16 protein-coding genes are annotated in these 21,984 nt (G+C 62.7%); 12 read left to right on the top strand and 4 right to left on the bottom strand.

Annotated elements, in window-relative coordinates; all coding sequences use genetic code 11:
• The first annotated feature begins 156 nt into the window (after positions 1-156).
• Positions 157-1,425: a malic enzyme-like NAD(P)-binding protein gene (locus F8N82_RS23460; RefSeq protein WP_038997640.1), complete on the top strand. Its 1,269-nt coding sequence runs from the start codon at positions 157-159 to the stop codon at positions 1,423-1,425.
• 138 nt (positions 1,426-1,563) lie between these two features.
• Here the strand turns inward: F8N82_RS23460 and F8N82_RS23455 are convergent, their stop codons facing one another.
• A complete protein-coding gene (locus F8N82_RS23455; RefSeq protein ID WP_167336610.1) occupies positions 1,564-4,017 on the bottom strand; it encodes a penicillin-binding protein 1A in 2,454 nt (817 codons plus the stop codon).
• A 135-nt stretch (positions 4,018-4,152) separates the two neighbouring features.
• On the opposite strand from F8N82_RS23455, the gene pilM reads away from it, so the two are divergent.
• The 10 genes from pilM (at position 4,153) to F8N82_RS23405 (ending at position 18,704) form a co-directional block, all read left to right on the top strand.
• Positions 4,153-5,259 carry a type IV pilus assembly protein PilM gene (pilM, locus tag F8N82_RS23450; RefSeq protein WP_052251598.1) on the top strand — a complete coding sequence of 369 codons (1,107 nt, stop codon included), beginning with the start codon at positions 4,153-4,155 and terminating at the stop codon, positions 5,257-5,259.
• Positions 5,256-6,110: a pilus assembly protein PilP gene (locus F8N82_RS23445; RefSeq protein ID WP_141231046.1), complete on the top strand. Its 855-nt coding sequence runs from the start codon at positions 5,256-5,258 to the stop codon at positions 6,108-6,110. Before pilM ends, F8N82_RS23445 begins: the two co-directional genes overlap by 4 nt.
• Positions 6,111-6,135: 25 nt before the next feature.
• Positions 6,136-7,377 carry a type IV pilus secretin PilQ gene (locus F8N82_RS23440; RefSeq protein WP_052251597.1) on the top strand — a complete coding sequence of 414 codons (1,242 nt, stop codon included), beginning with the start codon at positions 6,136-6,138 and terminating at the stop codon, positions 7,375-7,377.
• A gap of 4 nt (positions 7,378-7,381) precedes the next feature.
• Positions 7,382-7,900, top strand: a complete 519-nt coding sequence (aroK, locus tag F8N82_RS23435; protein WP_010222231.1) for a shikimate kinase AroK — start codon at positions 7,382-7,384, stop codon at positions 7,898-7,900.
• A gap of 99 nt (positions 7,901-7,999) precedes the next feature.
• Complete coding sequence (aroB, locus tag F8N82_RS23430) at positions 8,000-9,097, top strand: 3-dehydroquinate synthase (protein WP_038997637.1); 1,098 nt, start codon at positions 8,000-8,002, stop codon at positions 9,095-9,097.
• A 16-nt stretch (positions 9,098-9,113) separates the two neighbouring features.
• Positions 9,114-10,715 (top strand): SPOR domain-containing protein, encoded by a 1,602-nt coding sequence (locus F8N82_RS23425; RefSeq protein ID WP_038997636.1) that lies wholly within the window; start codon positions 9,114-9,116, stop codon positions 10,713-10,715.
• A 363-nt stretch (positions 10,716-11,078) separates the two neighbouring features.
• Positions 11,079-15,524, top strand: coding sequence for a glutamate synthase large subunit (gene gltB / locus F8N82_RS23420; RefSeq protein WP_038997635.1), 4,446 nt, complete (start codon positions 11,079-11,081; stop codon positions 15,522-15,524).
• Positions 15,525-15,557: 33 nt separating this feature from the next.
• Positions 15,558-16,976: an FAD-dependent oxidoreductase gene (locus tag F8N82_RS23415; protein WP_038997634.1), complete on the top strand. Its 1,419-nt coding sequence runs from the start codon at positions 15,558-15,560 to the stop codon at positions 16,974-16,976.
• A 179-nt stretch (positions 16,977-17,155) separates the two neighbouring features.
• The gene (hemE, locus tag F8N82_RS23410; protein WP_038997633.1) at positions 17,156-18,217 is read left to right on the top strand and encodes a uroporphyrinogen decarboxylase; all 1,062 of its coding nucleotides are present in this window, start codon (positions 17,156-17,158) and stop codon (positions 18,215-18,217) included.
• A 139-nt stretch (positions 18,218-18,356) separates the two neighbouring features.
• The gene (locus F8N82_RS23405) at positions 18,357-18,704 is read left to right on the top strand and encodes a YgiW/YdeI family stress tolerance OB fold protein (RefSeq protein WP_038997632.1); all 348 of its coding nucleotides are present in this window, start codon (positions 18,357-18,359) and stop codon (positions 18,702-18,704) included.
• 75 nt (positions 18,705-18,779) lie between these two features.
• On the opposite strand, the gene F8N82_RS23400 is transcribed toward F8N82_RS23405, so the two are convergent.
• A complete protein-coding gene (locus F8N82_RS23400; RefSeq protein ID WP_224793687.1) occupies positions 18,780-20,003 on the bottom strand; it encodes an MFS transporter in 1,224 nt (407 codons plus the stop codon).
• A 160-nt stretch (positions 20,004-20,163) separates the two neighbouring features.
• Here F8N82_RS23400 and F8N82_RS23395 point away from each other — a divergent pair, with 160 nt between their 5' ends.
• Entirely contained in the window at positions 20,164-21,063 is a 900-nt protein-coding gene (locus F8N82_RS23395; protein ID WP_038997630.1) for a LysR family transcriptional regulator, read from the top strand.
• Position 21,064: 1 nt separating this feature from the next.
• Here the strand turns inward: F8N82_RS23395 and F8N82_RS23390 are convergent, their stop codons facing one another.
• Both F8N82_RS23390 and F8N82_RS23385 read right to left on the bottom strand, forming a co-directional pair.
• Positions 21,065-21,511 carry a hypothetical protein gene (locus tag F8N82_RS23390; RefSeq protein ID WP_038997629.1) on the bottom strand — a complete coding sequence of 149 codons (447 nt, stop codon included), beginning with the start codon at positions 21,509-21,511 and terminating at the stop codon, positions 21,065-21,067.
• A gap of 15 nt (positions 21,512-21,526) precedes the next feature.
• Complete coding sequence (locus tag F8N82_RS23385) at positions 21,527-21,970, bottom strand: hypothetical protein (protein ID WP_052251596.1); 444 nt, start codon at positions 21,968-21,970, stop codon at positions 21,527-21,529.
• Between the last annotated feature and the right edge of the window lie 14 nt (positions 21,971-21,984).

The following is a 21,984-nucleotide window of genomic DNA, read 5'->3' as shown; positions in this document are numbered from 1 at the left end:
TCGATTGTACACATCGAAACCCTTGCAGGCTGCGGCTCTTGGCGGAAAGTCGTAGGTTAAAGGCCTTGACACAAGTGACCGGGCAGTCTTGTCGGCCCTTTGCTCTTTGCGTATCCTCGGCGGTCCGTCAGAACAGTAAATAGCGGAATGCCCACCATGTCAGATTTGAAAACTGCCGCTCTCGAATACCACGCTCAACCTCGTCCGGGGAAACTGAGCGTCGAGCTCACCAAACCTACCGCGACTGCTCGCGACCTGGCACTGGCCTACAGCCCAGGCGTGGCTGAGCCGGTTCGCGAAATCGGTCGCGATCCGGAGCTGGCCTACAAGTACACCGGCAAGGGCAATCTGGTAGCAGTCATTTCCGACGGCACCGCCATCCTCGGCCTGGGTAACCTCGGTCCACTGGCCTCCAAGCCGGTCATGGAAGGCAAGGGTGTTCTGTTCAAGCGTTTCGCTGGCATCGACGTGTTCGACATCGAAGTCGACTCCGAGAGCCCGCAGGCCTTCATCGACACCGTCAAGCGCATCTCCATCACCTTCGGTGGCATCAACCTCGAAGACATCAAGGCGCCAGAGTGCTTTGAAATCGAGCGCGCGCTGATCGAACAGTGCGACATTCCGGTGTTCCACGATGACCAGCACGGTACCGCGATCGTTACCGCCGCCGGCATGATCAACGCCCTGGAAATCGCTGGCAAAACCCTGGCCGACGCCAAGATCGTCTGCCTGGGCGCCGGTGCAGCCGCCATCTCCTGCATGAAACTGCTGGTGAGCATGGGCGCAGCGATCGAGAACATCTTCATGGTTGACCGTACTGGCGTGATCCACGCTGGCCGTGACGACCTGAACCAGTACAAGGCGGTGTTCGCCCACGCTACCGACAAGCGCACCCTGGCAGACGCCCTGCAAGGCGCTGACGTGTTCGTCGGCCTGTCCGGCCCGAACCTGCTGAGCGCTGAAGGCCTGAAGTCGATGGCGCCGAACCCGATCGTGTTCGCCTGCTCCAATCCTGATCCAGAGATCTCCCCGGAGCTGGCCCATGCCACCCGTAGCGACGTGATCATGGCCACCGGTCGTTCCGACTACCCGAACCAGGTCAACAACGTACTGGGCTTCCCGTTCATCTTCCGTGGTGCCCTGGACGTTCGCGCCAAGCGCATCAACGAAGAAATGAAGATCGCCGCCGCCAACGCCCTGAAAGACCTGGCCAAACTGCCAGTGCCGAAGGAAGTCTGTGCAGCCTATGGCGTCGATGCTCTGGAATTCGGTCGTGAGTACATCATTCCGAAGCCAATGGATGCCCGTTTGATCACCCTGGTTTCCGATGCCGTGGCCAAAGCCGCGATCGAGACCGGTGTGGCGACCCTGCCGTATCCGAAGAACTACCCGCTGAAAAGCGTGGATGACGTGTTCAACGGCTAATGTGGGAGCGGGCTTGACCCGCGATTAGCTGCAACGCGTAGTAAAAAGCCCCGGCTCGTGAGAGCCGGGGCTTTTTTGTGGGTGGGAACCACTATCGCGGGGCAAGCCCGCTCCTACGCCCGCGATGGGGCCTGCCCATCAGAACAGATCGATCGGCGCCGCCTCATCCGCTGGCAGCGGGCTGCCCGGCGCGCTGCCGTTGCCCAGCTCGTTGACCGATGGTGGCGTATCTTCGGCCTTGAATAGCTCGAAGTAGGCATTCGGCGTGCTCGGTGTCGCCGCCCGGCCGCTGACCGGGTCGACGCGCAGGCTGAGGATGCCTTCCGGCTCGGCCGGGGCATGGTTGGGCTTGTCCTTGAGTGCGGCACCCACGTAGCTCATCCAGATCGGCAGCGCCACGGTGCCGCCGTACTCGCGACGGCCGAGGGTTTCCGGCTGGTCGAAGCCGGACCACACGGTGGTCACGTAATCGGCGTTGTAGCCGGAGAACCAGGCATCCTTGGATTCGTTGGTGGTACCGGTCTTGCCGGCAAGGTCGGTACGGCCCAGGGCCAGGGCACGGCGCCCGGTGCCGCGCTTGATCACGTCCTGGAGCATGCTGGTGAGGATATAGCTGGTGCGAGCATCGATGATGCGCTCGGCCACGGCCGGCGGCTGTGCAGCGGCGACAGGCGGGGTGCTGGCAACAGTGCTCAAGCCTTCACCCGGCAGTTGGGTAGTGATCGGCTGCTCGGGCGCGGCAATGCCGGCTTCGACCTGCTCGGTTTGCGGTACCCGCGGCGGGTTGGCGGTGAACAGGGTCTCGCCGTTGCGGCTTTCGATGCGCTCGATCAGGTACGGGCTGATCTTGTAGCCGCCGTTGGCAAAGGTGCTCCAGCCGGTGGCGATTTCCATCGGGGTCAGGGTCGCGGTGCCCAGGGCCAGGGACAGGTTGGGTGGCAGGTCCTGCTTGTTGAAGCCGAACTTGCTGATGTAGTCGATGGTCGGGCCCACACCCATGGCCTGCAGTAGGCGGATCGATACCAGGTTGCGTGACTTGTACAGTGCCTCGCGCATGCGGATCGGGCCGAGGAAGGTGTTGGTGTCGTTCTTCGGTCGCCAGACTTTGTCCAGGTACTCGTCGACGAACACGATCGGTGCGTCGTTGACCAGGCTGGCGGCGGTGTAGCCGTTGTCCAGCGCGGCGCTATATACGAACGGCTTGAAGCTCGAGCCCGGCTGGCGCTTGGCCTGCATGGCGCGGTTGTAGTTGCTCTGCTCGAACGAGAAGCCGCCGACCAGGGCGCGGATTGCACCGCTGTTCGGGTCCAGCGATACCAGGGCACTCTGCGCCCCCGGCACCTGGCTGAACTTGAGGCTGCCATCGTCCAGGCGCTGCACGCGGATCAGGTCGCCGACCTGGGCAACGTCAGCGGGCTGCTGCGGTGCGCGGCCCTGGCTATTGGTGTTGAGGAACGGGCGAGCCCACTTCATGGTCTCCCAGGCTACCGACTCCTGGTTGCCGGCGCGGGTCAGCACCTGCAGGCCGGTCTTGCTGACTTCGGTGACGATTACAGGTTCCAGGCCGCCCAGCGGGCGTTGCTTGCTCAGTTCCTGCAGCCAGGCGTCGCGGGTCTTGCCCGGGAAGCGCGACTCGGGGCCACGGTAGCCATGGCGCTCATCGTAGGCACTCAGGCCGTTGAGTACGGCTTTGTTGGCGATTTCCTGCAGGTCGCTCGGTACCGTGGTGGTAACGCGGAAGCCTTCGGTGTAGGCATCGCTACCGTAGCGGCCGACCATTTCGGCGCGGGCCATTTCGGCGATGTAGGGCGCGTTAACTTCTGGCGTCGGGACGTGGTAGCTGGCGTTGATCGGCTCGGCGAGGGCGGTCTGATAGCTGGCTTCGTCGATTTTGCCGAGTTTGTACATGCGCCCCAGGATCCAGTCGCGGCGCTCCTTGGCGCGCACCGGGTTGGCCAGCGGGTTGAAGCGCGACGGCGCTTTCGGCAGGCCGGCGATCATCGCCATCTGCGCCAGGCTCACATCGCGGATCGATTTGCCGTAGTACACCTGCGCGGCGGCCTCGATGCCATAGGCGCGGTTGCCCAGGTAGATCTTGTTGACGTACAGCTCAAGGATCTCGTCCTTGGTTAGCTCGCGTTCGATCTGCAGGGCCAGGAGAATCTCGTTGGTCTTGCGCGAGAAGCTGCGTTCGCTGCTAAGGAAGAAGTTCTTCGCCACCTGCATGGTGATGGTGCTGCCGCCGGTCTGGATGTGCCCGGACTTGAGCAATTGTGTTGCAGCACGCATCAGGCTGCTGGGGTCGACCCCATAGTGATTGGCGAAATTATCGTCTTCAGCCGACAGCAAAGCCTGGATGAAATGCGGCGGAATGTCGGCGAAACGGATGGGCGAGCGGCGCATTTCGCCGAACTCGGCGATCAGCTTGCCGTCGCTGCTGTAGACCCGCAAAGGGATCTGCAACTGGATGCTTCTGAGGGCCTCTACCGAGGGCAAGCTGGGGCTAAGATACAGAAATGCGCCGCTCAGACCGAGCACGAGCGCGCAGATGACTGCGACGAAAGACCACCAGAAGAACTTCAGCAGGCGTATCAAGGCTTTTGGGCGTCCAGATAGAAGAATGGGTTGCGCGCGGGGCCAGCGGACAAAGGATAAACGCTGGGCATTATAAGCATTTTTCAACTCGCCGCGTTACGCGCGCGGCTGTCGCCAGCAAGGAAAAAACCAATGCTTGGACGCTTCGGCATGGATGCCGGTTCACTCCTGGGGATAGAAATTGCCCCGCCGTCTATCCGACTGGTGCAGTTGCACCGACGCAAAGGCGCCTGGTGCGTGCGGGCCTGGGCGCTTGAGCCGCTGCCTGCAGCGGCCATGCTGGACGGCTGGATCGCCGATCCCGAGATGGTTGGCCAGGCCTTGAAACGTGCGCTGCAACGCAGTGGCAGCCGCAGTCGGCAGGCCGCTGTGGCCTTGCCGGCGACGCGGGCCATCAGCAAGTTGATCGCTTTGCCGGCGGGCCTGAACGATGCCGAAGTCGCGGCACGGCTGCACGATGCCGCCGAGCAGTTCATCCCCTTTGACCTTGACGATACCGCGCTGGATTACCAGGTGCTGGAGCCGACTGCCGGCGATGCGACGAGCGTGCAGGTGGTCGTTGCGGCCTGCCATCGCGGGTTGCTGGATGTGCTGGAGGCCGCTTTTGAAGTCGCAGGGCTGAGCGCAAGGGTGCTGGAGATTGATAGCCATGCGCTGCAGCGTGCTCCAGCGGTGCCGCTCGATGCCGACCTGGAACCGGTGGGGTCGAGCCTGACCGTGGCCTGTGGCCTGGCCATGGGAGGTGTGCGGCTCAATCTGATGCCCTGGCGCGAGCGCCGCCATAAGCTGCGGGTGCGAAGGTTTCAGGCAGGTTGTGCGAGTGTCGTGTTGCTCGTTGCGGTTGCCAGCGGAGTCATCGACCAGCATTTTCGCGGCGTAGTGCAGGAACAGGCGCGGAGCCTGGCTACGCTCAGCCAGCAAGACGCGCAACTGCAGCCTGAGGCTCTGTTGCATGAGCTGCGTCATTTGCGGCGCTTGCAGGCCAGCCGCTATCTGGCAGTGGATGTGTTCGAGCTGGTCGAGCGGGCCATGCCCGACGGTCTGTACCTCACCGCCCTTGGCCAGGAAGCGGCTGTGCTAAAGCTTGCCGGGGTCGCCGGGTCGGCCTCTCTGGTTGCGCAGCTGGCAGACGAGCTGGCGTCTTCACCCTTGATCGGCTCTGCCGAGGTGCAGCAGATTAGTGCGGTCGAACAAGGCCATGCGTTCGAGTTGATCGCAGCCCTGCAGGTTGCGCCGTGAGCCTCTGGGACCGCCCGGCAAGGCGTGCCTGGCCTGTGCAGGTCCTGATGCTGGTGGGGCTGCTGGCAGTGCTGGCGGGCCTGGCTTACGCCCTGCACTTGCAACCGTTGCTGATGCAGGCTGCGCGAGGCGCCGAGCAAATGCCGCTCGAAGGCGCAGGCAGCGCCGAGCAGGTGCAAGCGCTGCACAGTCGCCTGCAGCAAGCCCGTTGGCAATTGTCGGCGGGGGGCGGCGAGCCTGCGGTATTCGAAACCCTGTCCCGCCTGGCCGAGGCCCACGGGGTGGCCATCGAGCAATTGCAGGTGCTCGAAGCATCCCACGCTGAACATTACCTTGAGCTGCCCCTGCAATTACGCCTGCGTGGCACCTTCTCGGCCCTTGCCGCGTTCTTCGCAGAGCTGGCCGCGCAGCCGCGGCTGGTGACTGTGCATGGGCTTTCACTCAAACCAGCCGATGCGCAGCTCATGCACATGGAGCTGCACGTCAGGTCGTACCGGCATCACTCGCTGCAGGCTCTGGCGCAGAGGGAGCAGCCAGAGGCTCCTGAGCTACGAACCGTCGCGGTGTTGCGCAATCCCTTTGCGCCTTCTGCGCTGCAGGCGCATGCCGATGTTTTGCAGCGTCTGGCGCTGGAGCAATTCGAGATGGTCGGTAGCCTCGCCAGTCGCGGTGCGTACTACGCGCTGATTCAGGCCGATGGCCAGGTGCATCGGTTGCAGGTGGGTGACCGGCTGGGCCGTGATCAGGGCCAGGTGAGCGAAATCAGCGAGCGCCAGGTCGACGTCATCGAGCAGGTTTTTATCGCCGGCCAAGGCTGGCAAGCGCGGCGGCGAACACTCGCCTTGCGTTGAAAGGTGCTGACCAGGGAGGTCATCGATGGGCAAGGGAGGTGTTATTGCGGCGCTGATAGGCAGTTGCCTGTCTGCCGGCGCGTTTGCCAGCAAGCAGATGTATGCAGGTGAGCCGCTGTCGCTGAATTTCCAGGATGTCGAAGTGCGTACGGTATTACAGGTGCTGGCGGACTTTTCCGGGGTCAATCTGGTGGCCAGTGACTCGGTGCAAGGTAAGGTGACCTTGCGCTTGCAGGATGTGCCCTGGGATCAAGCCCTGGAGCTGGTGCTGCGCAGCAAAGGCCTGGAGCAGCGCAAGGACGGTAATGTGTTGTTGGTGGCACCGCTTGCCGAACTGGCCGGATCAGCGCGGTCGCGGCGCGAGCTGATTCCGATCCACCACGCCAGGGCCACTGATATCGCCGAACTTTTTCATACCCTGATGGCCCATGAGGCCGGAGGCGCCAGCCACGGCTCGCTGAGTGTCGATGAGCGCACCAATACCCTGGTCGCCAGCCAGTCGCCGGAGCGCCTGGAAGAACTGCGCAGGCTGATCGGCGAACTGGATGTGCCGGTGCGCCAGGTGATGATCGAGGCGCGTATCGTCGAAGCCAATGTCGATTTCGAAAAGAGCCTGGGCGTGCGCTGGGGAGGGGAAGTCCGCTTGGGCAAGGGTTTGAGCCTGGGCAGCGCCGATACCTTTGTCGATCTTGGTGTCGATCGCGCAGCGGCCAGTATCGGCGTGGGCCTGGTGCGTAACAACGTGCTGCTTGATCTGGAGCTCAGCGCCATGGAGAAGACCGGCAACGGCGAGATCATCTCTCAGCCCAAGGTGGTCACCGCCAATAAGGAAACCGCGCGGATCCTCAAGGGCACCGAGGTGCCGTACCAGGAAACCAGCGGCAGTGGCGCCACCTCCGTGACCTTCCGCGAGGCTTCGCTGTCTCTTGAGGTAACCCCGCAGATCACCCCGGACAACCGGGTGATCATGGCGGTCAAGGTCACCAAGGACGAGCCCGACTACCTCAATGCCCTGGATCATGTGCCGGCGATCCGCAAGAACGAGGTCAACGCCAAGGTGCGCATCAATGACGGCGAGACCATCGTCATCGGCGGCGTGTACTCGACGGTGCAAAGTAAAGTTGTCGACAAGGTGCCATTTTTCGGCGATGTGCCGTATGTTGGGCGGCTGTTTCGTCGCGATGTTCTACAAGAGAAAAAATCCGAGCTGCTGGTCTTCCTGACTCCGCGTATCATGAGTGACCAGGCGATTGCTGTGAGTCGTTGATTCTGTGCGAAATTTGATACTTGTGGGGCCCATGGGTGCTGGCAAAAGCACCATCGGCCGCCTGCTGGCCAAAGAGCTGCGCCTGCCGTTCAAGGATTCCGACAAGGAAATTGAATTGCGCACTGGCGCCAATATCCCGTGGATCTTCGATAAAGAAGGCGAGCCGGGCTTTCGTGACCGCGAGCAGGCGATGATCGCCGAGCTGTGCGCGTTCGATGGCGTGGTGCTGGCTACCGGTGGTGGCGCGGTGATGCGCGATGCCAACCGCCAGGCCCTGCATGCTGGCGGGCGGGTGGTGTATCTGCATGCCTCGGTCGAGCAGCAGGTCGGGCGTACTTCGCGCGATCGCAACCGGCCGTTGCTGCGCACGGCCAACCCGGAGGCGACCTTGCGTGCGCTGCTGGAGGTTCGCGACCCGCTGTATCGCGAAATTGCCGATCTGGTGGTGGAAACCGACGAACGGCCGCCGCGGATGGTGGTGCAGGATATTCTCGAGCGCTTGCAGAAGTTGCCGCCCCGTTAAGCCAGGACTATCCTCGGCGACCAGTCATGCCGTGACAGGGCACACCGTTATCGCGCGGTTCGAGCCATCGATGCCGCGCCTAGTTCATTGTGGGGACACATGCAGACACTTAAGGTCGAATTGGGCGAACGTAGCTACCCGATCTACATTGGCGAAGGCTTGCTGGATCAGCCTGAACTGCTGGCGCCGCACATTGCCGGCCGGCAGGTCGCCATCGTGTCCAACGAGACTGTCGCGCCCCTCTATCTCGAGCGTCTGAGCAAGACCCTGGGTGCCTATTCGGTACTGCCGGTGGTGTTGCCCGACGGCGAGGCCTACAAGAATTGGGAAACCCTGCAACTGATCTTCGATGCGCTGCTTACCGCCCGCCACGACCGCCGCACTACCGTGGTAGCGCTTGGCGGCGGGGTGATCGGCGACATGGCCGGCTTTGCCGCCGCCTGCTACCAGCGCGGCGTGGATTTCATCCAGGTGCCGACGACCTTGCTGTCCCAGGTCGATTCGTCGGTGGGCGGCAAGACCGGCATCAATCATCCGCTGGGCAAGAACATGGTCGGTGCCTTCTATCAGCCCAACGCGGTGCTGATCGACACCCGCAGTCTCAATTCCCTGCCGCCGCGCGAGCTGTCGGCGGGTCTGGCCGAAGTGATCAAGTATGGCCTGATCTGCGACGAACCTTTCCTTGGCTGGCTCGAAGAGCACATGCAGCCCCTGCGCGACCTCGATCAGGTCGCGCTGACCGAAGCCATCCGTCGTTCCTGCGCAGCCAAGGCCGCAGTGGTGGGCGCCGATGAGCGCGAATCGGGTGTGCGCGCCACGCTGAACCTGGGCCACACCTTTGGCCACGCCATCGAGACCCACATGGGCTATGGTGTGTGGCTGCACGGTGAGGCCGTTGCTGCGGGCACCGTCATGGCCCTGGAAATGTCCATGCGCCTGGGCTGGATCAGCCAGCAGGAGCGTGACCGTGGTATCCGTCTGTTCCAGAACGCAGGCTTGCCTGTGGTGCCACCGACGCAAATGACCCCGGCGCAGTTCATGGAGCACATGGCAGTAGATAAAAAGGTACTCGACGGTCGTCTGCGTTTGGTCCTGCTGCGCCGCATGGGCGAAGCGGTGGTCACCGACGACTATCCGAAAGAGATTCTTCAGGCCACGCTGGCCGCGGATTACCGCGCGATCGTGGCCCAGCTTTGAGGTTGATGAGCGTCCGATGACTAGTTTGCATGCCGACGAGGCCTTTCTCGGCCATTACCAGTTGAACCACGACCCCTTTGCTGCACGGGTACCGGGTTTCAAATTCTTCCCTGCCCAGCGCAAGCCGGTACTCGGCCAACTGCATCACCTGGCGCGCTACAGCCAGCTGCTGCTGGTGGTCACCGGCCCTCAAGGCAGTGGCAAGACCCTGCTGCGCCAGGCGCTGGTGGCCAGCACCAACAAACAATCGGTGCAAAGCGTGGTGGTTTCCGCCCGTGGCGCCAGCGATGCCGCCAGCCTGCTTGGCCAGGTTGCCCAGTCGCTGGGCGTGGCCCAGGCTGAAGTCCCGGACATCCTTGCCCAGGTGGTGCAGTTGGCACTGACCGGGCAGGAAGTCTATCTGCTGGTGGACGATGCGGAACAACTTGGCGAGTCGGCACTCCAAGCCTTGCTGGAGTTGGCGGCGGGTACCCCTGAAGGGCGTCCGCATGTATTCCTGTTTGGCGAGCCTTCATTGATCGCCGGGCTGGAAGAGCTCAATGCCGAGCAGGAGCGGTTCCACGTCATCGAGCTTGAGCCCTACAGCGAAGAAGAAACCCGTGAATACCTCGAGCAGCGCCTGGAAGGTGCCGGGCGGGGCATCGAGGTGTTCAGCAGTGAACAGATCGTTGATATTCACCAAAACTCTGACGGCTGGCCCGGGAATATCAACCAGGTCGCCCGCGATACCTTGATCGAAGCCATGATCGCCAGCCGTACCACGGCGAAGCGACCATCAATGGGGTTCAATATGCCGAAGAAACATGTGCTGGCGCTGTCTGCAGTTGTCGTGGTCGCTGTCGCGGCCGCCGTGCTGATGCCGAAGAAGGGTGATCAGGCGCCAACTGCTCCTGCCGAACAGGCGCAACTGCCGCTGGGCGAAGGTCAGCCGGGTAATGCCCAGTCGAACAACGGCGGCCCGGCGATCGAATTCGCCGGCAACTCGCAGCCGATGCCGCTACCGCTGGTTGGCCAGTCGCAACCGGTCATGCGTGGCCCACTGGCCGAGTCCACCGGTATGGGTGAAGGCGAAGAATCGACGCCAGCCGGTGAAACCGCGCTGCAGCCTTCTACACCGCCTACCGTCACCACTATCGCACCTCCGGCAGGCGTCACCGCTGGTCCTGCGCCAACGCCAGCCCAGCCGGTTGCGGTTGCACCTGTGCAGCAGTCGGTAGCGCCAGTTGTCAGCAAGCCGGTTGCACCTGTGGCCAAGCCTGCGCCAACCCAGGTTGCAACCGCCAAGCCTGCACCTAAACCTGCCGAGAAGCCGGCAGCCAAGCCAGCAGCCGGTGGTGGCTGGTACACCGGGCAGAAGCCGGGCAATTATGTCGTGCAAATCCTCGGCACCAGCTCCGAAGCGTCGGCCCAGGCCTACGTCAAGGCGCAGGGTGGCGACTATCGCTACTTCAAGAAAACCCTGCAGGGCAAGCCGCTGTACGTCATCACTTACGGCAACTTCACCAGCCGTGATGCCGCCCTGGCTGCAATCAAGGCCTTGCCAGCCAAGGTCCAGGCTGGTAAACCTTGGCCACGTACCGTCGCCAGCGTCCAACAAGAACTGGCCTCGACCCGCTGATATAGCCTGGTGGCACTACCCCCGCCACCTGCTGAGCGACTCCTGAACATCGGTCAAGCCTGCTGCGTACTGCGCGGCAGGCTTTTCTGTCCCAGACTGCCGGCCACAAGCCCATCTTGCAGTCCAGGCTGAAACGCTTCAGACTCAAGCCATGCCGTTACCACGGCGCGCGCTTAAAAACATTCAAAAATGCGACATGGATTTGCGGCAATTCGTCGTAAATTTGTGGGCTTCCCTGTCGCTGTGCAACAATGGCTCCCCTATTGCCCCCGCAAAGCTGGCATTCGTTCGGCGTGGATGGTAAGTGGTTGTACTAAAAAAAGATTTGCCTTGGTGAGAGGCGAACCTGGTGAGAAAGTGTCTATGAAAACAGGTCTGTACCATCCCGAAGAATTCAAGGATAACTGTGGTTTCGGCCTGATCGCCCATATGACGGGCGAACCCAGCCACCACCTTTTGCAAACGGCCATCCAGGCCCTGACCTGCATGACCCACCGCGGTGGGATCAACGCCGACGGCAAGACCGGCGACGGTTGCGGTCTGCTCATGCAAAAGCCCGATCAGTTCCTGCGTGCCGTGGCCCGCGAACAGTTCGGCAATGAGCTGCCCAAGCAGTACGCGGTCGGCATGGTGTTCTTCAATCAGGACAACGCCAAGGCTGAAGCCGCGCGCGCCAACATGAACCGCGAGATCCTCGCGGCCGGCCTGCAACTGGTGGGCTGGCGCAAAGTGCCGATCGACACCAGCGTCCTCGGCCGCCTGGCCCTGGAGCGCCTGCCGCAGATCGAGCAGGTGTTCATCGGCGGTGAAGGCCTGAGCGATCAGGAATTCGCCATCAAGCTGTTCAGCTCCCGTCGTCGCTCCTCGGTGGCCAACGCCGCCGACACCGACCACTACATCTGCAGCTTTTCGCACAAGACCATCATCTACAAAGGCCTGATGATGCCGGCGGACCTCGCCGCCTTCTATCCAGACCTCAGCGACGAGCGCCTGCAAACCGCGATCTGCGTGTTCCACCAGCGCTTCTCCACCAATACCCTGCCGAAATGGCCGCTGGCGCAGCCGTTCCGCTTCCTCGCCCACAACGGCGAGATCAACACCATCACCGGTAACCGCAACTGGGCCCAGGCGCGGCGCACCAAGTTCGCCAACGACCTGATCCCCGACCTTGAAGAGCTCGGCCCGCTGGTCAACCGCGTCGGATCCGACTCCTCGAGCATGGACAACATGCTCGAACTGATGGTTACCGGCGGCATCGACCTGTTCCGCGGCGTGCGCATGATCATTCCGCCAGCGTGGCAGAACGTCGAGACCATGGACGCCGACCTGCGCGCCTTCTACGAATACAACTCCATGCACATGGAAGCGTGGGACGGTCCGGCCGGTGTGGTACTGACCGAAGGCCGCCATGCGGTGTGCCTGCTCGACCGCAATGGCCTGCGCCCGGCGCGCTGGGTCACCACCAAGAACGGCTACATCACCCTGGCGTCGGAAATCGGCGTGTGGGATTACAAGCCTGAAGACGTGATTGCCAAGGGCCGTGTCGGCCCGGGGCAGATCTTTGCCGTGGACACCGAAACCGGGCAGATCCTCGACACCGACGCCATCGACAACCGCCTGAAGTCGCGCCATCCGTACAAGCGCTGGCTGCGCCAGAATGCCCTGCGCATCCAGGCCGACCTCAGCGACGATCAGGGCGTGGCCAGCTACGATGCTGACCAGCTCAAGCAATACATGAAGATGTTCCAGGTCACCTTCGAAGAGCGCGACCAGGTGCTGCGTCCGCTCGGCGAACAAGGCCAGGAAGCGGTCGGTTCGATGGGCGATGACACGCCGATGGCGATCCTCTCGCAGCGCGTGCGTTCGACCTACGATTACTTCCGCCAGCAGTTCGCCCAGGTCACCAACCCGCCGATCGACCCGCTGCGCGAAGCGATCGTCATGTCGCTGGAGATCTGCCTGGGGGCCGAGCGCAACATTTTCCAGGAATCCCCGGAGCATGCCTCACGGGTCATCCTCAGCTCGCCGGTGATCTCGCCAGCCAAGTGGCGGTCGCTGATGAACCTCGACCGCCCTGGCTTCGAGCGTCAGTTGATCGACCTCAACTACGAAGAGAGCCTGGGTCTGGAAGCGGCGGTGCGCAACATCGCCGATCAGGCTGAAGAAGCCGTGCGCAGCGGCAAGACCCAGCTGGTGCTGAGCGACCGTCATATCGCCCCGGGCAAGCTGCCGGTGCATGCCTCGCTGGCCGTGGGTGCGGTGCATCACCGCCTGACCGAGCTGGGCCTGCGTTGCGACAGCAACATCCTGGTTGAAACCGCCACCGCCCGTGACCCGCATCACTTTGCCGTGTTGATCGGTTTCGGTGCTTCGGCGGTGTATCCGTACCTGGCCTACGAAGTGCTGGCCGACCTGATTCGTACCGGCGAAGTGCTCGGCGACCTGGACGAAGTGTTCAAGTACTACCGCAAGGGCATCTCCAAGGGCCTGTTGAAGATTCTCTCGAAGATGGGCATCTCGACTGTCGGCTCCTACCGTGGTGCGCAGCTGTTCGAAGCCGTCGGTCTCTCGGAAGAAGTGGTGAACCTGAGCTTCCGTGGCGTTGCCAGCCGCCTCAAAGGCGCACGTTTCGTCGACATCGAGAACGAGCAGAAGCTGCTCGCCGCCGAAGCCTGGAGCGCGCGCAAGCCGATCCAGCAGGGTGGCCTGCTGAAGTTCGTCCATGGCGGCGAATACCACGCCTACAACCCGGATGTGGTCAACACCCTGCAGGCCGCCGTGCAGCAGGGCGACTACGCCAAGTTCAAGGAATACACCGCGCTGGTCGACAAGCGCCCGGTATCGATGATTCGCGACCTGCTCAAGGTGAAAACCCTGGAGCAGCCGCTGGAACTGAGCGAGATCGAGCCGCTGGAGGCGATCCTCAAGCGTTTCGACTCTGCCGGTATCTCCCTCGGCGCGCTGTCGCCGGAAGCTCACGAAGCCCTGGCCGAGGCGATGAACCGCCTGGGCGCGCGCTCCAACTCCGGTGAGGGCGGCGAAGACCCGGCCCGCTACGGCACGATCAAGAGCTCGAAGATCAAGCAGGTGGCCACCGGCCGCTTTGGCGTCACCCCCGAGTACCTGGTCAACGCCGAAGTGCTGCAGATCAAGGTCGCCCAGGGCGCCAAGCCGGGTGAAGGCGGGCAATTGCCTGGCGGCAAGGTCAACGGCCTGATTGCCCGGCTGCGTTACGCCGTGCCTGGCGTGACCCTGATCTCGCCACCGCCGCACCACGATATCTACTCGATCGAAGACCTCTCGCAGCTGATCTTCGACCTCAAGCAGGTCAACCCGCAGGCGCTGGTTTCGGTCAAGCTGGTGGCAGAAGCCGGCGTCGGCACCATCGCCGCCGGTGTGGCCAAGGCCTATGCCGACCTGATCACTATCTCCGGCTACGACGGTGGTACAGGTGCTTCGCCGCTGACCTCGATCAAGTACGCCGGCGCGCCGTGGGAACTGGGTCTGGCCGAAACCCACCAGACCCTGCGCGGCAACGATTTGCGCGGCAAGGTCCGGGTACAGACCGACGGCGGCCTGAAAACCGGCCTGGACGTGATCAAGGCGGCGATCCTAGGCGCCGAAAGCTTCGGCTTCGGTACCGCGCCAATGATCGCCCTGGGCTGCAAATACCTGCGTATCTGTCACCTGAACAACTGCGCCACCGGCGTTGCCACCCAGAACGACAAGCTGCGCAAGGATCACTACATCGGCACCGTCGACATGGTGGTGAACTTCTTCACCTACGTCGCCGAAGAAACCCGTGAGTGGCTGGCCAAGCTGGGCGTGCGCAGCCTCGGCGAGCTGATCGGGCGTACCGACCTGCTGGAAATGCTCCCCGGCGAAACCGAGAAGCAGAAGCACCTGGACCTCAGCCCGCTGCTGGGCAGCCCACATGTGCCGGCCGACAAGCCGCAGTTCTGCGAAGTCGACCGCAACCCGCCGTTCGACAAAGGCGTGCTGGCCGAGAAGATGGTCGACATGGCCCTGCCAGCCATTCGCGACCTGTCGGGCGCCGAGTTCGACCTGGACATCTGCAACTGCGACCGCTCCATCGGCGCGCGGATCTCCGGCGAAATCGCCCGCCTGCACGGCAACCAGGGCATGGCCAAGGCGCCGATTACCTTCCGCTTCAAAGGCACTGCCGGGCAGAGCTTCGGGGTGTGGAACGCCGGTGGCCTGAACATGTACCTCGAAGGTGATGCCAACGACTACGTCGGTAAAGGCATGACCGGTGGCAAGCTAGTGATCGTGCCGCCTGTGGGCAGCCCGTTCGCCACCCAGCACAGCGCCATTATTGGCAACACCTGCCTGTACGGCGCCACTGGCGGCAAGCTGTTCGCCGCCGGCACCGCGGGCGAGCGCTTTGCCGTGCGCAACTCCGGTGCCCACGCGATTGTCGAGGGCACAGGCGATCACTGCTGTGAGTACATGACCGGTGGCTTTGTCTGCGTTCTGGGCAAGACCGGTTACAACTTCGGCTCGGGCATGACCGGTGGTTTTGCTTACGTGCTGGACATGGACAACAGCTTCGTCGACAAGCTCAACCACGAACTGGTCGAGATCCAGCGCATCAGCGGCGAGGCCATGGAGGCTTATCGCAGCCACCTACAGCGCGTGCTGGCTGAATACGTCGAAGAAACCAACAGCGAATGGGGTCGTGAGCTCTGGGAAAACCTGGACGACTACGTGCGGCGCTTCTGGCTGGTCAAGCCGAAGGCGGCCAACCTGAAGAACTTGCTGTCCAGCACCCGTGCCAACCCGCAGTGATATGCGCCTGAAGAGTTTGATGAGGTTTTGAACATGGCTGAACGTCTGAGTAATGACTTCCAGTTCATCGAGGTCGGGCGCAAGGATCCGAAGAAGAAACTGTTGCGTCAACGCAAGAAAGAGTTCGTGGAAATCTACGAGCCCTTCAAACCCCAGCAGTCGGCCGAGCAGGCCCACCGCTGCCTGGGTTGTGGCAACCCGTACTGCGAGTGGAAGTGCCCGGTGCACAACTTCATCCCCAACTGGTTGAAGCTGGTCTCCGAAGGCAACATCCTCGCCGCCGCGGAGCTGTCGCACCAGACCAACACCCTGCCGGAAGTGTGCGGCCGGGTGTGCCCGCAAGACCGCCTGTGCGAAGGTGCCTGCACCCTCAACGACGGCTTCGGCGCGGTGACCATCGGCTCGGTGGAGAAGTACATCACCGACACCGCCTTCGCCATGGGCTGGCGCCCGGACATGTCCAAGGTCAAGCCGACCGGCAAGCGCGTCGCCATTATCGGTGCCGGCCCAGCTGGCCTGGGCTGCGCCGACGTGCTGGTGCGCGGCGGGGTGACTCCGGTGGTGTTCGACCGCAACCCGGAAATCGGCGGCTTGCTGACCTTCGGCATCCCCGAGTTCAAGCTGGAAAAGACCGTGCTGAGCAATCGCCGTGAAGTCTTCACTGGCATGGGCATCGAGTTCCGCCTCAATACCGAGGTGGGCAAGGATGTCAGCATGGAGCAACTGCTCGAGGAATACGATGCCGTGTTCATGGGCATGGGCACCTACACCTACATGAAGGGCGGCTTCCCCGGTGAAGACCTGCCGGGTGTGCATGACGCCCTGGATTTCCTGGTGGCCAACGTCAACCGCAACCTGGGCTTTGAAAAGTCGCCGGAAGATTTCGTCGACATGAAGGGCAAGAAGGTCGTGGTGCTCGGTGGCGGCGACACGGCGATGGACTGCAACCGCACCTCCATCCGCCAGGGCGCCAAGGCTGTGACCTGTGCCTATCGTCGTGACGAGGCGAACATGCCTGGCTCTCGCAAAGAGGTGAAGAACGCCAAGGAAGAGGGGGTGAAGTTCCTCTACAACCGCCAGCCGATTGCGATTGTCGGTGAAGACAAGGTCGAAGGCGTGAAGGTGGTCGAGACCCGTCTCGGCGAGCCGGACGCCCGTGGCCGCCGCAGCCCTGAGCCGATCCCGGGCTCCGAAGAGATCATCCCGGCTGATGCCGTGGTCATCGCCTTCGGTTTTCGCCCGAGCCCGGCGCTGTGGTTCGAGCAGTTCAGCATCCATACCGACAGCCAGGGCCGCGTCGTGGCCCCGGAACAGGCCCAGTACAAGCACCAGACCAGCAACCCGAAGATCTTCGCCGGTGGCGACATGGTCCGTGGTTCTGACCTGGTGGTGACGGCGATCTTCGAGGGGCGCAATGCTGCCGAGGGGATTCTGGATTACCTGGGCGTCTGAAAAAGCTTCGCGGGACAAGCCCGCCCCTACAGAACCTGTGTAGGAGCGGGCTTGACCCGCGATGAATTCAACAAAATCTATTGACCTGTCACAAGTCGATAGACAAAAGGCACGGTTGATACCGTGCCTTTTACGTTGGGCTCTGAGAAAATGCCCCCACTTTTTTTCCGGATGCCGACATGACTGCCTTGAAGAACGATCGTTTTCTGCGCGCCCTGCTCAAGCAACCCGTAGACGTCACCCCGGTGTGGATGATGCGCCAGGCCGGCCGCTACCTGCCGGAATACCGCGCCAGCCGCGCCAAGGCCGGCGACTTCATGAGCCTGTGCATGAACCCGCAGTTTGCCTGCGAGGTCACCCTGCAGCCGCTGGACCGCTACCCGCTGGACGCCGCGATCCTGTTCTCGGACATCCTCACCATCCCCGACGCCATGGGCCAGGGCCTGTACTTCGAAACCGGCGAAGGCCCGCGTTTCAAAAAGGTCATCAGCACCCTGGCCGACATCGAGGCGCTGCCGATCCCTGATCCGCAAAAAGACCTGGGCTACGTCATGGACGCGGTCAGCACCATCCGCCGCGAGCTCAACGGCCGCGTGCCGCTGATCGGCTTCTCCGGCAGCCCCTGGACCCTGGCCACCTACATGGTCGAAGGCGGCTCGTCGAAAGACTTCCGCAAGACCAAGGCCATGCTCTACGACAACCCGCAGGCCATGCACCTGCTGCTCGACAAGCTGGCGCAGTCGGTCATCAGCTACCTCAACGGGCAGATCCTCGCTGGTGCACAAGCGGTGCAGATCTTCGACACCTGGGGCGGCAACCTGTCGGCGGCGGCCTATCAGGAGTTCTCCCTGGCCTACATGCGCAAGATCGTCAGCGGCCTGATCCGCGAGCACGAAGGGCGCAAGGTGCCGGTCATCCTCTTCACCAAGAACGGCGGCCTGTGGCTGGAAAGCATCGCCGATGCCGGTGCTGATGCCCTGGGCCTGGACTGGACCTGCGACATCGGCGAAGCGCGCCAGCGCGTCGGCAGCAAGGTTGCCCTGCAGGGCAACATGGACCCGACCGTGCTGTACGCCAAGCCGGAGGCCATCCGTGCCGAAGTCGGGCGCATCCTCGCCAGCTACGGCCATGGCACCGGTCATGTGTTCAACCTGGGTCACGGTATCACCCCGGAAGTTGACCCGGAGCACGCCGGCGCGTTCATCAACGCCGTGCACGAGCTGTCGGCGCAGTACCACTAGTAGGCGCGGGCTTGCCCCGCGATTGCGATCTGACTGAACCAGCGCGATCGCGGGGCAAGCCCGCTCCCACTGCTATTAAGGTTCAATTCAGCCTGCCTGGGTAATCTGGCTCCATCGAAACCCAGACAGGATCTTCACCATGAAAACTCGTTACCTCGCTCTGCTGCTTGCCCCGCTGTTCAGCACCGCTGCCCTGGCTGCCGGCTACACCGGCCCTGGCGCCCAGTCGGTAACCACGGTTGCCGCTGCCAATGACGCCGCTGACGACACCCCGGTGGTGTTGCAAGGCTACGTCATCAAGAAAGTGAACAACGATGACAAGTACGAGTTCAAGGACACCACCGGCACCATCACCGTCGAGATCGATGACGAAGACCTGCCGCCGGTGGCCTTCAACGACAAGACCAAGGTCAAGCTGACCGGCGAAGTCGAGAAGCACCTGATGAGCCGTGAAGTGGATGTTGATCTGGTTGAAGTGATCAACTAAAAAGCATCGCGGGGCAAGCCCGCTCCTACAGGGATGGTTGTCATCTGTAGGAGCGGGCTTGTCCCGCGATGGTATTCAAGCCTTGGCCGGCAACCGGCTCAAGTGCAACGCCACCAGCAACGCCACCACCAGCAAGCTGCCAATGAACAGGCCGATGCCGTTCCATCCCGCCTGGTGCCAGAACACCCCGCCCGCCGTGCCCGCCACACTCGACCCTGCGTAATAGCTGAACAGGTACAACGACGACGCCTGGCCCTTGGCCTTGGTCGCCCGGCGACCGATCCAGCTGCTGGCCACCGAATGCGCGCCGAAAAAGCCGAAGGTGAATACCAGCATGCCGACGATTATCAGCAGCAAGGGGCCAAGCAGGGTCATCAGCAAGCCGCTGAACATCAGCAAAATCGTTGCCCAGAACACCTTGCGCCGGCCCAGCTTATCGGCCAGGGCGCCGATCTGCGCCGAGCTGTAGATCCCCGACAGGTACACCACCGACAGCAGCCCGACCAGCGCCTGGCTCATGTGATAGGGCTCGGCCAGCAGGCGATAGCCGATGTAGTTGAACAGGGTGACGAACGCGCCCATCAGCAGGAAGGCTTCCAGGAACAGCCACGGCAGGCCGGCATCGCGAAAGTGTAGGGTGAAGCCATCAAGCAGGCTGCGCGGGTGCAGCGAGCGCGGGCGGAAGTTGCGCGATTCGGGGAGGATCTTCCAGAACACCGCCGCTGCAATCAGCGCCAGGCCACCGATCACCAGCATCGCCGTGTGCCAGCTGACGAAGTCGATCAGTACCCCGGTGATCAGCCGCCCGCTCATGCCGCCGATGGCGTTGCCACCGATGTACAGGCCCATGGCCAGACCGATGTGCTGGGGGTGGATTTCTTCGCTCAGATAAGTCATGGCCACCGCCGCCAGGCCGCTGAGCGACAGCCCGAGCAGCGCGCGGGTCAGCAGCACGCCATGCCAACTGGGCATCAGGGCGCTGACGATGGTGCACAGCGCTGCGCAAAACAGGGCGAAGACCATCACCGGCTTGCGCCCGATGCGGTCAGAAATCGGCCCGGTGATCAACAGCCCGAATGCCAGCATGCCGGTGGATACCGAGAGGATCAGGCTGCTCTGCGCGGCGCTGATCGAAAACTCGTGGGACAGCAGCGGCATCATCGGCTGCACGCAATACAGCAGGGCAAAGGTGGCAAAGCCGCCGCAGAACAGCGCCAGCACGGTGCGCATAAAGGCCGGGGTGCCTTTCTCGATCCAGCTTTCGTTGAGAGTAGCGACGATTTCGTCGAGGGGAGCCACGGGTAATTCGTGGGCGTGTGGCGCAACAGCAGTTTTCACGGGTGACCTCGGTGGGCGCTACGGCCTGTCAGGCAGTGAAAAAAGCATATAGCTGGCTAATGATCATTTCCAATATATTGTTCGACCTGTTTAAGAGGTTTTACGACCTATTGGAGCCACCATGGAATTGCGTCATCTGCGCTACTTCATTGCCGTCGCCGAAGAGCTGCATTTTGGCCGGGCGGCGCAGAACCTGGGGATCTCCCAACCGCCGTTGAGCCAGCAGATCCAGGCCCTGGAACAGGAGCTGGGGGCACGCTTGTTCGAGCGTACCAGTCGTCGGGTCGAGCTCAGCGAGGCCGGGCGCCTGTTCCTTGAAGAGGCGCGGCTGGTGCTGGCGCAAGTCGACAAGGCCGCCGATGTCGCCCGGCGAGCGCAACTGGGCGAACTGGGCGAGATGAAGATCGGCTTCACTTCCTCGGCGCCGTTCAATTCGAGCATCCCCAAGGCCATTCACGCCTTTCGCCAGCGCTTTGCGGCAGTGCACTTGAACCTCAAGGAAATGAGCAGCCGCGACGTGGCCGATGCCTTGCTCGACGAGTCGATCGAAGTCGGCCTGATGCGGCCGTTGGCCTTGCCCGACAGCCTAATTGCCGTCGAGCTGTTTCGCGAGCCGCTGGTGGCGGTGATCAATGCGGCCCACCCGTTAGCTCGGGGCAGCGAAGCCGGGGTGCACATGGCCGAGTTGGCCCACGAACCCTTCGTGTTCTTTGCGCGCAGTTACGGCAGTGGCTTGCATGCGCAATTGCTGAGCCTGGCGCGTCAGGCCGGGTTCAGCCCGCATTTTGCCCAGGAGGCGGGGGAGGCGATGACCATCATCGGCCTGGTGGCGGCGGGGTTGGGGGTGTCGGTACTGCCGGCGTCGTTTCAGCGCATGCGCATCGACGGCGTGGTGTACCGGACCTTGCTCGACGACGACGCGGTGACTGCTGTGTGGCTGGTGCAGCGCCGCGCTGCGCCGTCGGCGATGGCCAGGGCCTTTGCCGAGCTGTTGACCCGGCAGGCCCTGGAACGCAGCTGAGTTACTGGACCTTGGCCAAGTCGCCCTTCAGCGCCACGCCCGCCATGACTGCGCCGGCGTGGCATTCGTAGGTGGTGGCGTCCTTGCGCTCGTTGCGCTTGTAGTAGCTGCTGATGTTGGTCACGGCGTTGGCGCCGACCTTGCGAGCGGCGTCCTGCATGGTCAGCAGTGCCGATTGCAGGGCCCATTCACAGGCTGCTTCGTCAGTCTTGTTGAAGGCGTTGGTTTTCTTGTTGGTGACCGCCGCCGGGCTGACCACGGTGACCTTGCCCTTGGGCTGCACGCCGGCCAGGTAGAACTTCACCGAACCGTCGAGCTTGTTCTCGGCGGTCATCTGCGTCACGACTTTCTCGAACGGCAGGTAGTGGGTGGTATCGCGGGCCTGGCTGAGGCCGGGCAGGGCGCAGAGCAGCAAAGTGGCGGTGGCGGTCCAGGTTTTCAGACGCATTGTGTCGTTCCTTGATTATTTAACAGTGTTCGAGTGCTGTTCATTGATGGCGCGTTGCACCATGTTTTGCGCATTCTGCCTGTTCAACTCCTGCACAATGCTTTTGTCGAGGTTGTTCACCCAACGGTTGTAGTTGCGGTGAATCTTGCCGTTCTTGTAGCCCAGCTCGCGGCTGTCGCGGTAGTTGATGCGAAAGTTGCTGACGCTGTAGCGGATGTCGACGGCGGCATAGAAGGTATTGCGTACCAGGATGTCGGCCTGGATCAGGTTCGGGGTGACCTTGCGGGCGGTCCAGCCGCGCTCGGCCACGGCCTTGAGGATGGCCTGCTGCACCTGCTCGTGGCTGTAGTTGTGCCCGGCTACAAGCTGCTCTTGCGGGGTCAGTACCGGTTTCGAGGTACAGCCAGCCAGGCCCGCCAGGGCCAGGCCGAGGACAGCGGCGCGAATCAATGAAGACATTCCTTTCTCTCCAG

It is taken from the genome of Pseudomonas fluorescens (assembly GCF_902497775.2).
In the GTDB taxonomy this organism is placed as follows: Bacteria; Pseudomonadota; Gammaproteobacteria; order Pseudomonadales; family Pseudomonadaceae; genus Aquipseudomonas; species Aquipseudomonas putida_F.
This window is presented reverse-complemented; position numbering and strand designations above follow the sequence as displayed.

Coding starts and splice junctions, on each gene's coding strand:
- F8N82_RS23460 (WP_038997640.1), top strand. CDS start 157: ATGTCAGATTTGAAAACTGCCGCTCTCGAATACCACGCTCAACCTCGT.
- pilM (WP_052251598.1), top strand. CDS start 4,153: ATGCTTGGACGCTTCGGCATGGATGCCGGTTCACTCCTGGGGATAGAA.
- F8N82_RS23440 (WP_052251597.1), top strand. CDS start 6,136: ATGGGCAAGGGAGGTGTTATTGCGGCGCTGATAGGCAGTTGCCTGTCT.
- aroB (WP_038997637.1), top strand. CDS start 8,000: ATGCAGACACTTAAGGTCGAATTGGGCGAACGTAGCTACCCGATCTAC.
- F8N82_RS23425 (WP_038997636.1), top strand. CDS start 9,114: ATGACTAGTTTGCATGCCGACGAGGCCTTTCTCGGCCATTACCAGTTG.
- gltB (WP_038997635.1), top strand. CDS start 11,079: ATGAAAACAGGTCTGTACCATCCCGAAGAATTCAAGGATAACTGTGGT.
- F8N82_RS23415 (WP_038997634.1), top strand. CDS start 15,558: ATGGCTGAACGTCTGAGTAATGACTTCCAGTTCATCGAGGTCGGGCGC.
- hemE (WP_038997633.1), top strand. CDS start 17,156: ATGACTGCCTTGAAGAACGATCGTTTTCTGCGCGCCCTGCTCAAGCAA.
- F8N82_RS23405 (WP_038997632.1), top strand. CDS start 18,357: ATGAAAACTCGTTACCTCGCTCTGCTGCTTGCCCCGCTGTTCAGCACC.
- F8N82_RS23395 (WP_038997630.1), top strand. CDS start 20,164: ATGGAATTGCGTCATCTGCGCTACTTCATTGCCGTCGCCGAAGAGCTG.
- F8N82_RS23390 (WP_038997629.1), bottom strand. CDS start 21,511: ATGCGTCTGAAAACCTGGACCGCCACCGCCACTTTGCTGCTCTGCGCC.
- F8N82_RS23385 (WP_052251596.1), bottom strand. CDS start 21,970: ATGTCTTCATTGATTCGCGCCGCTGTCCTCGGCCTGGCCCTGGCGGGC.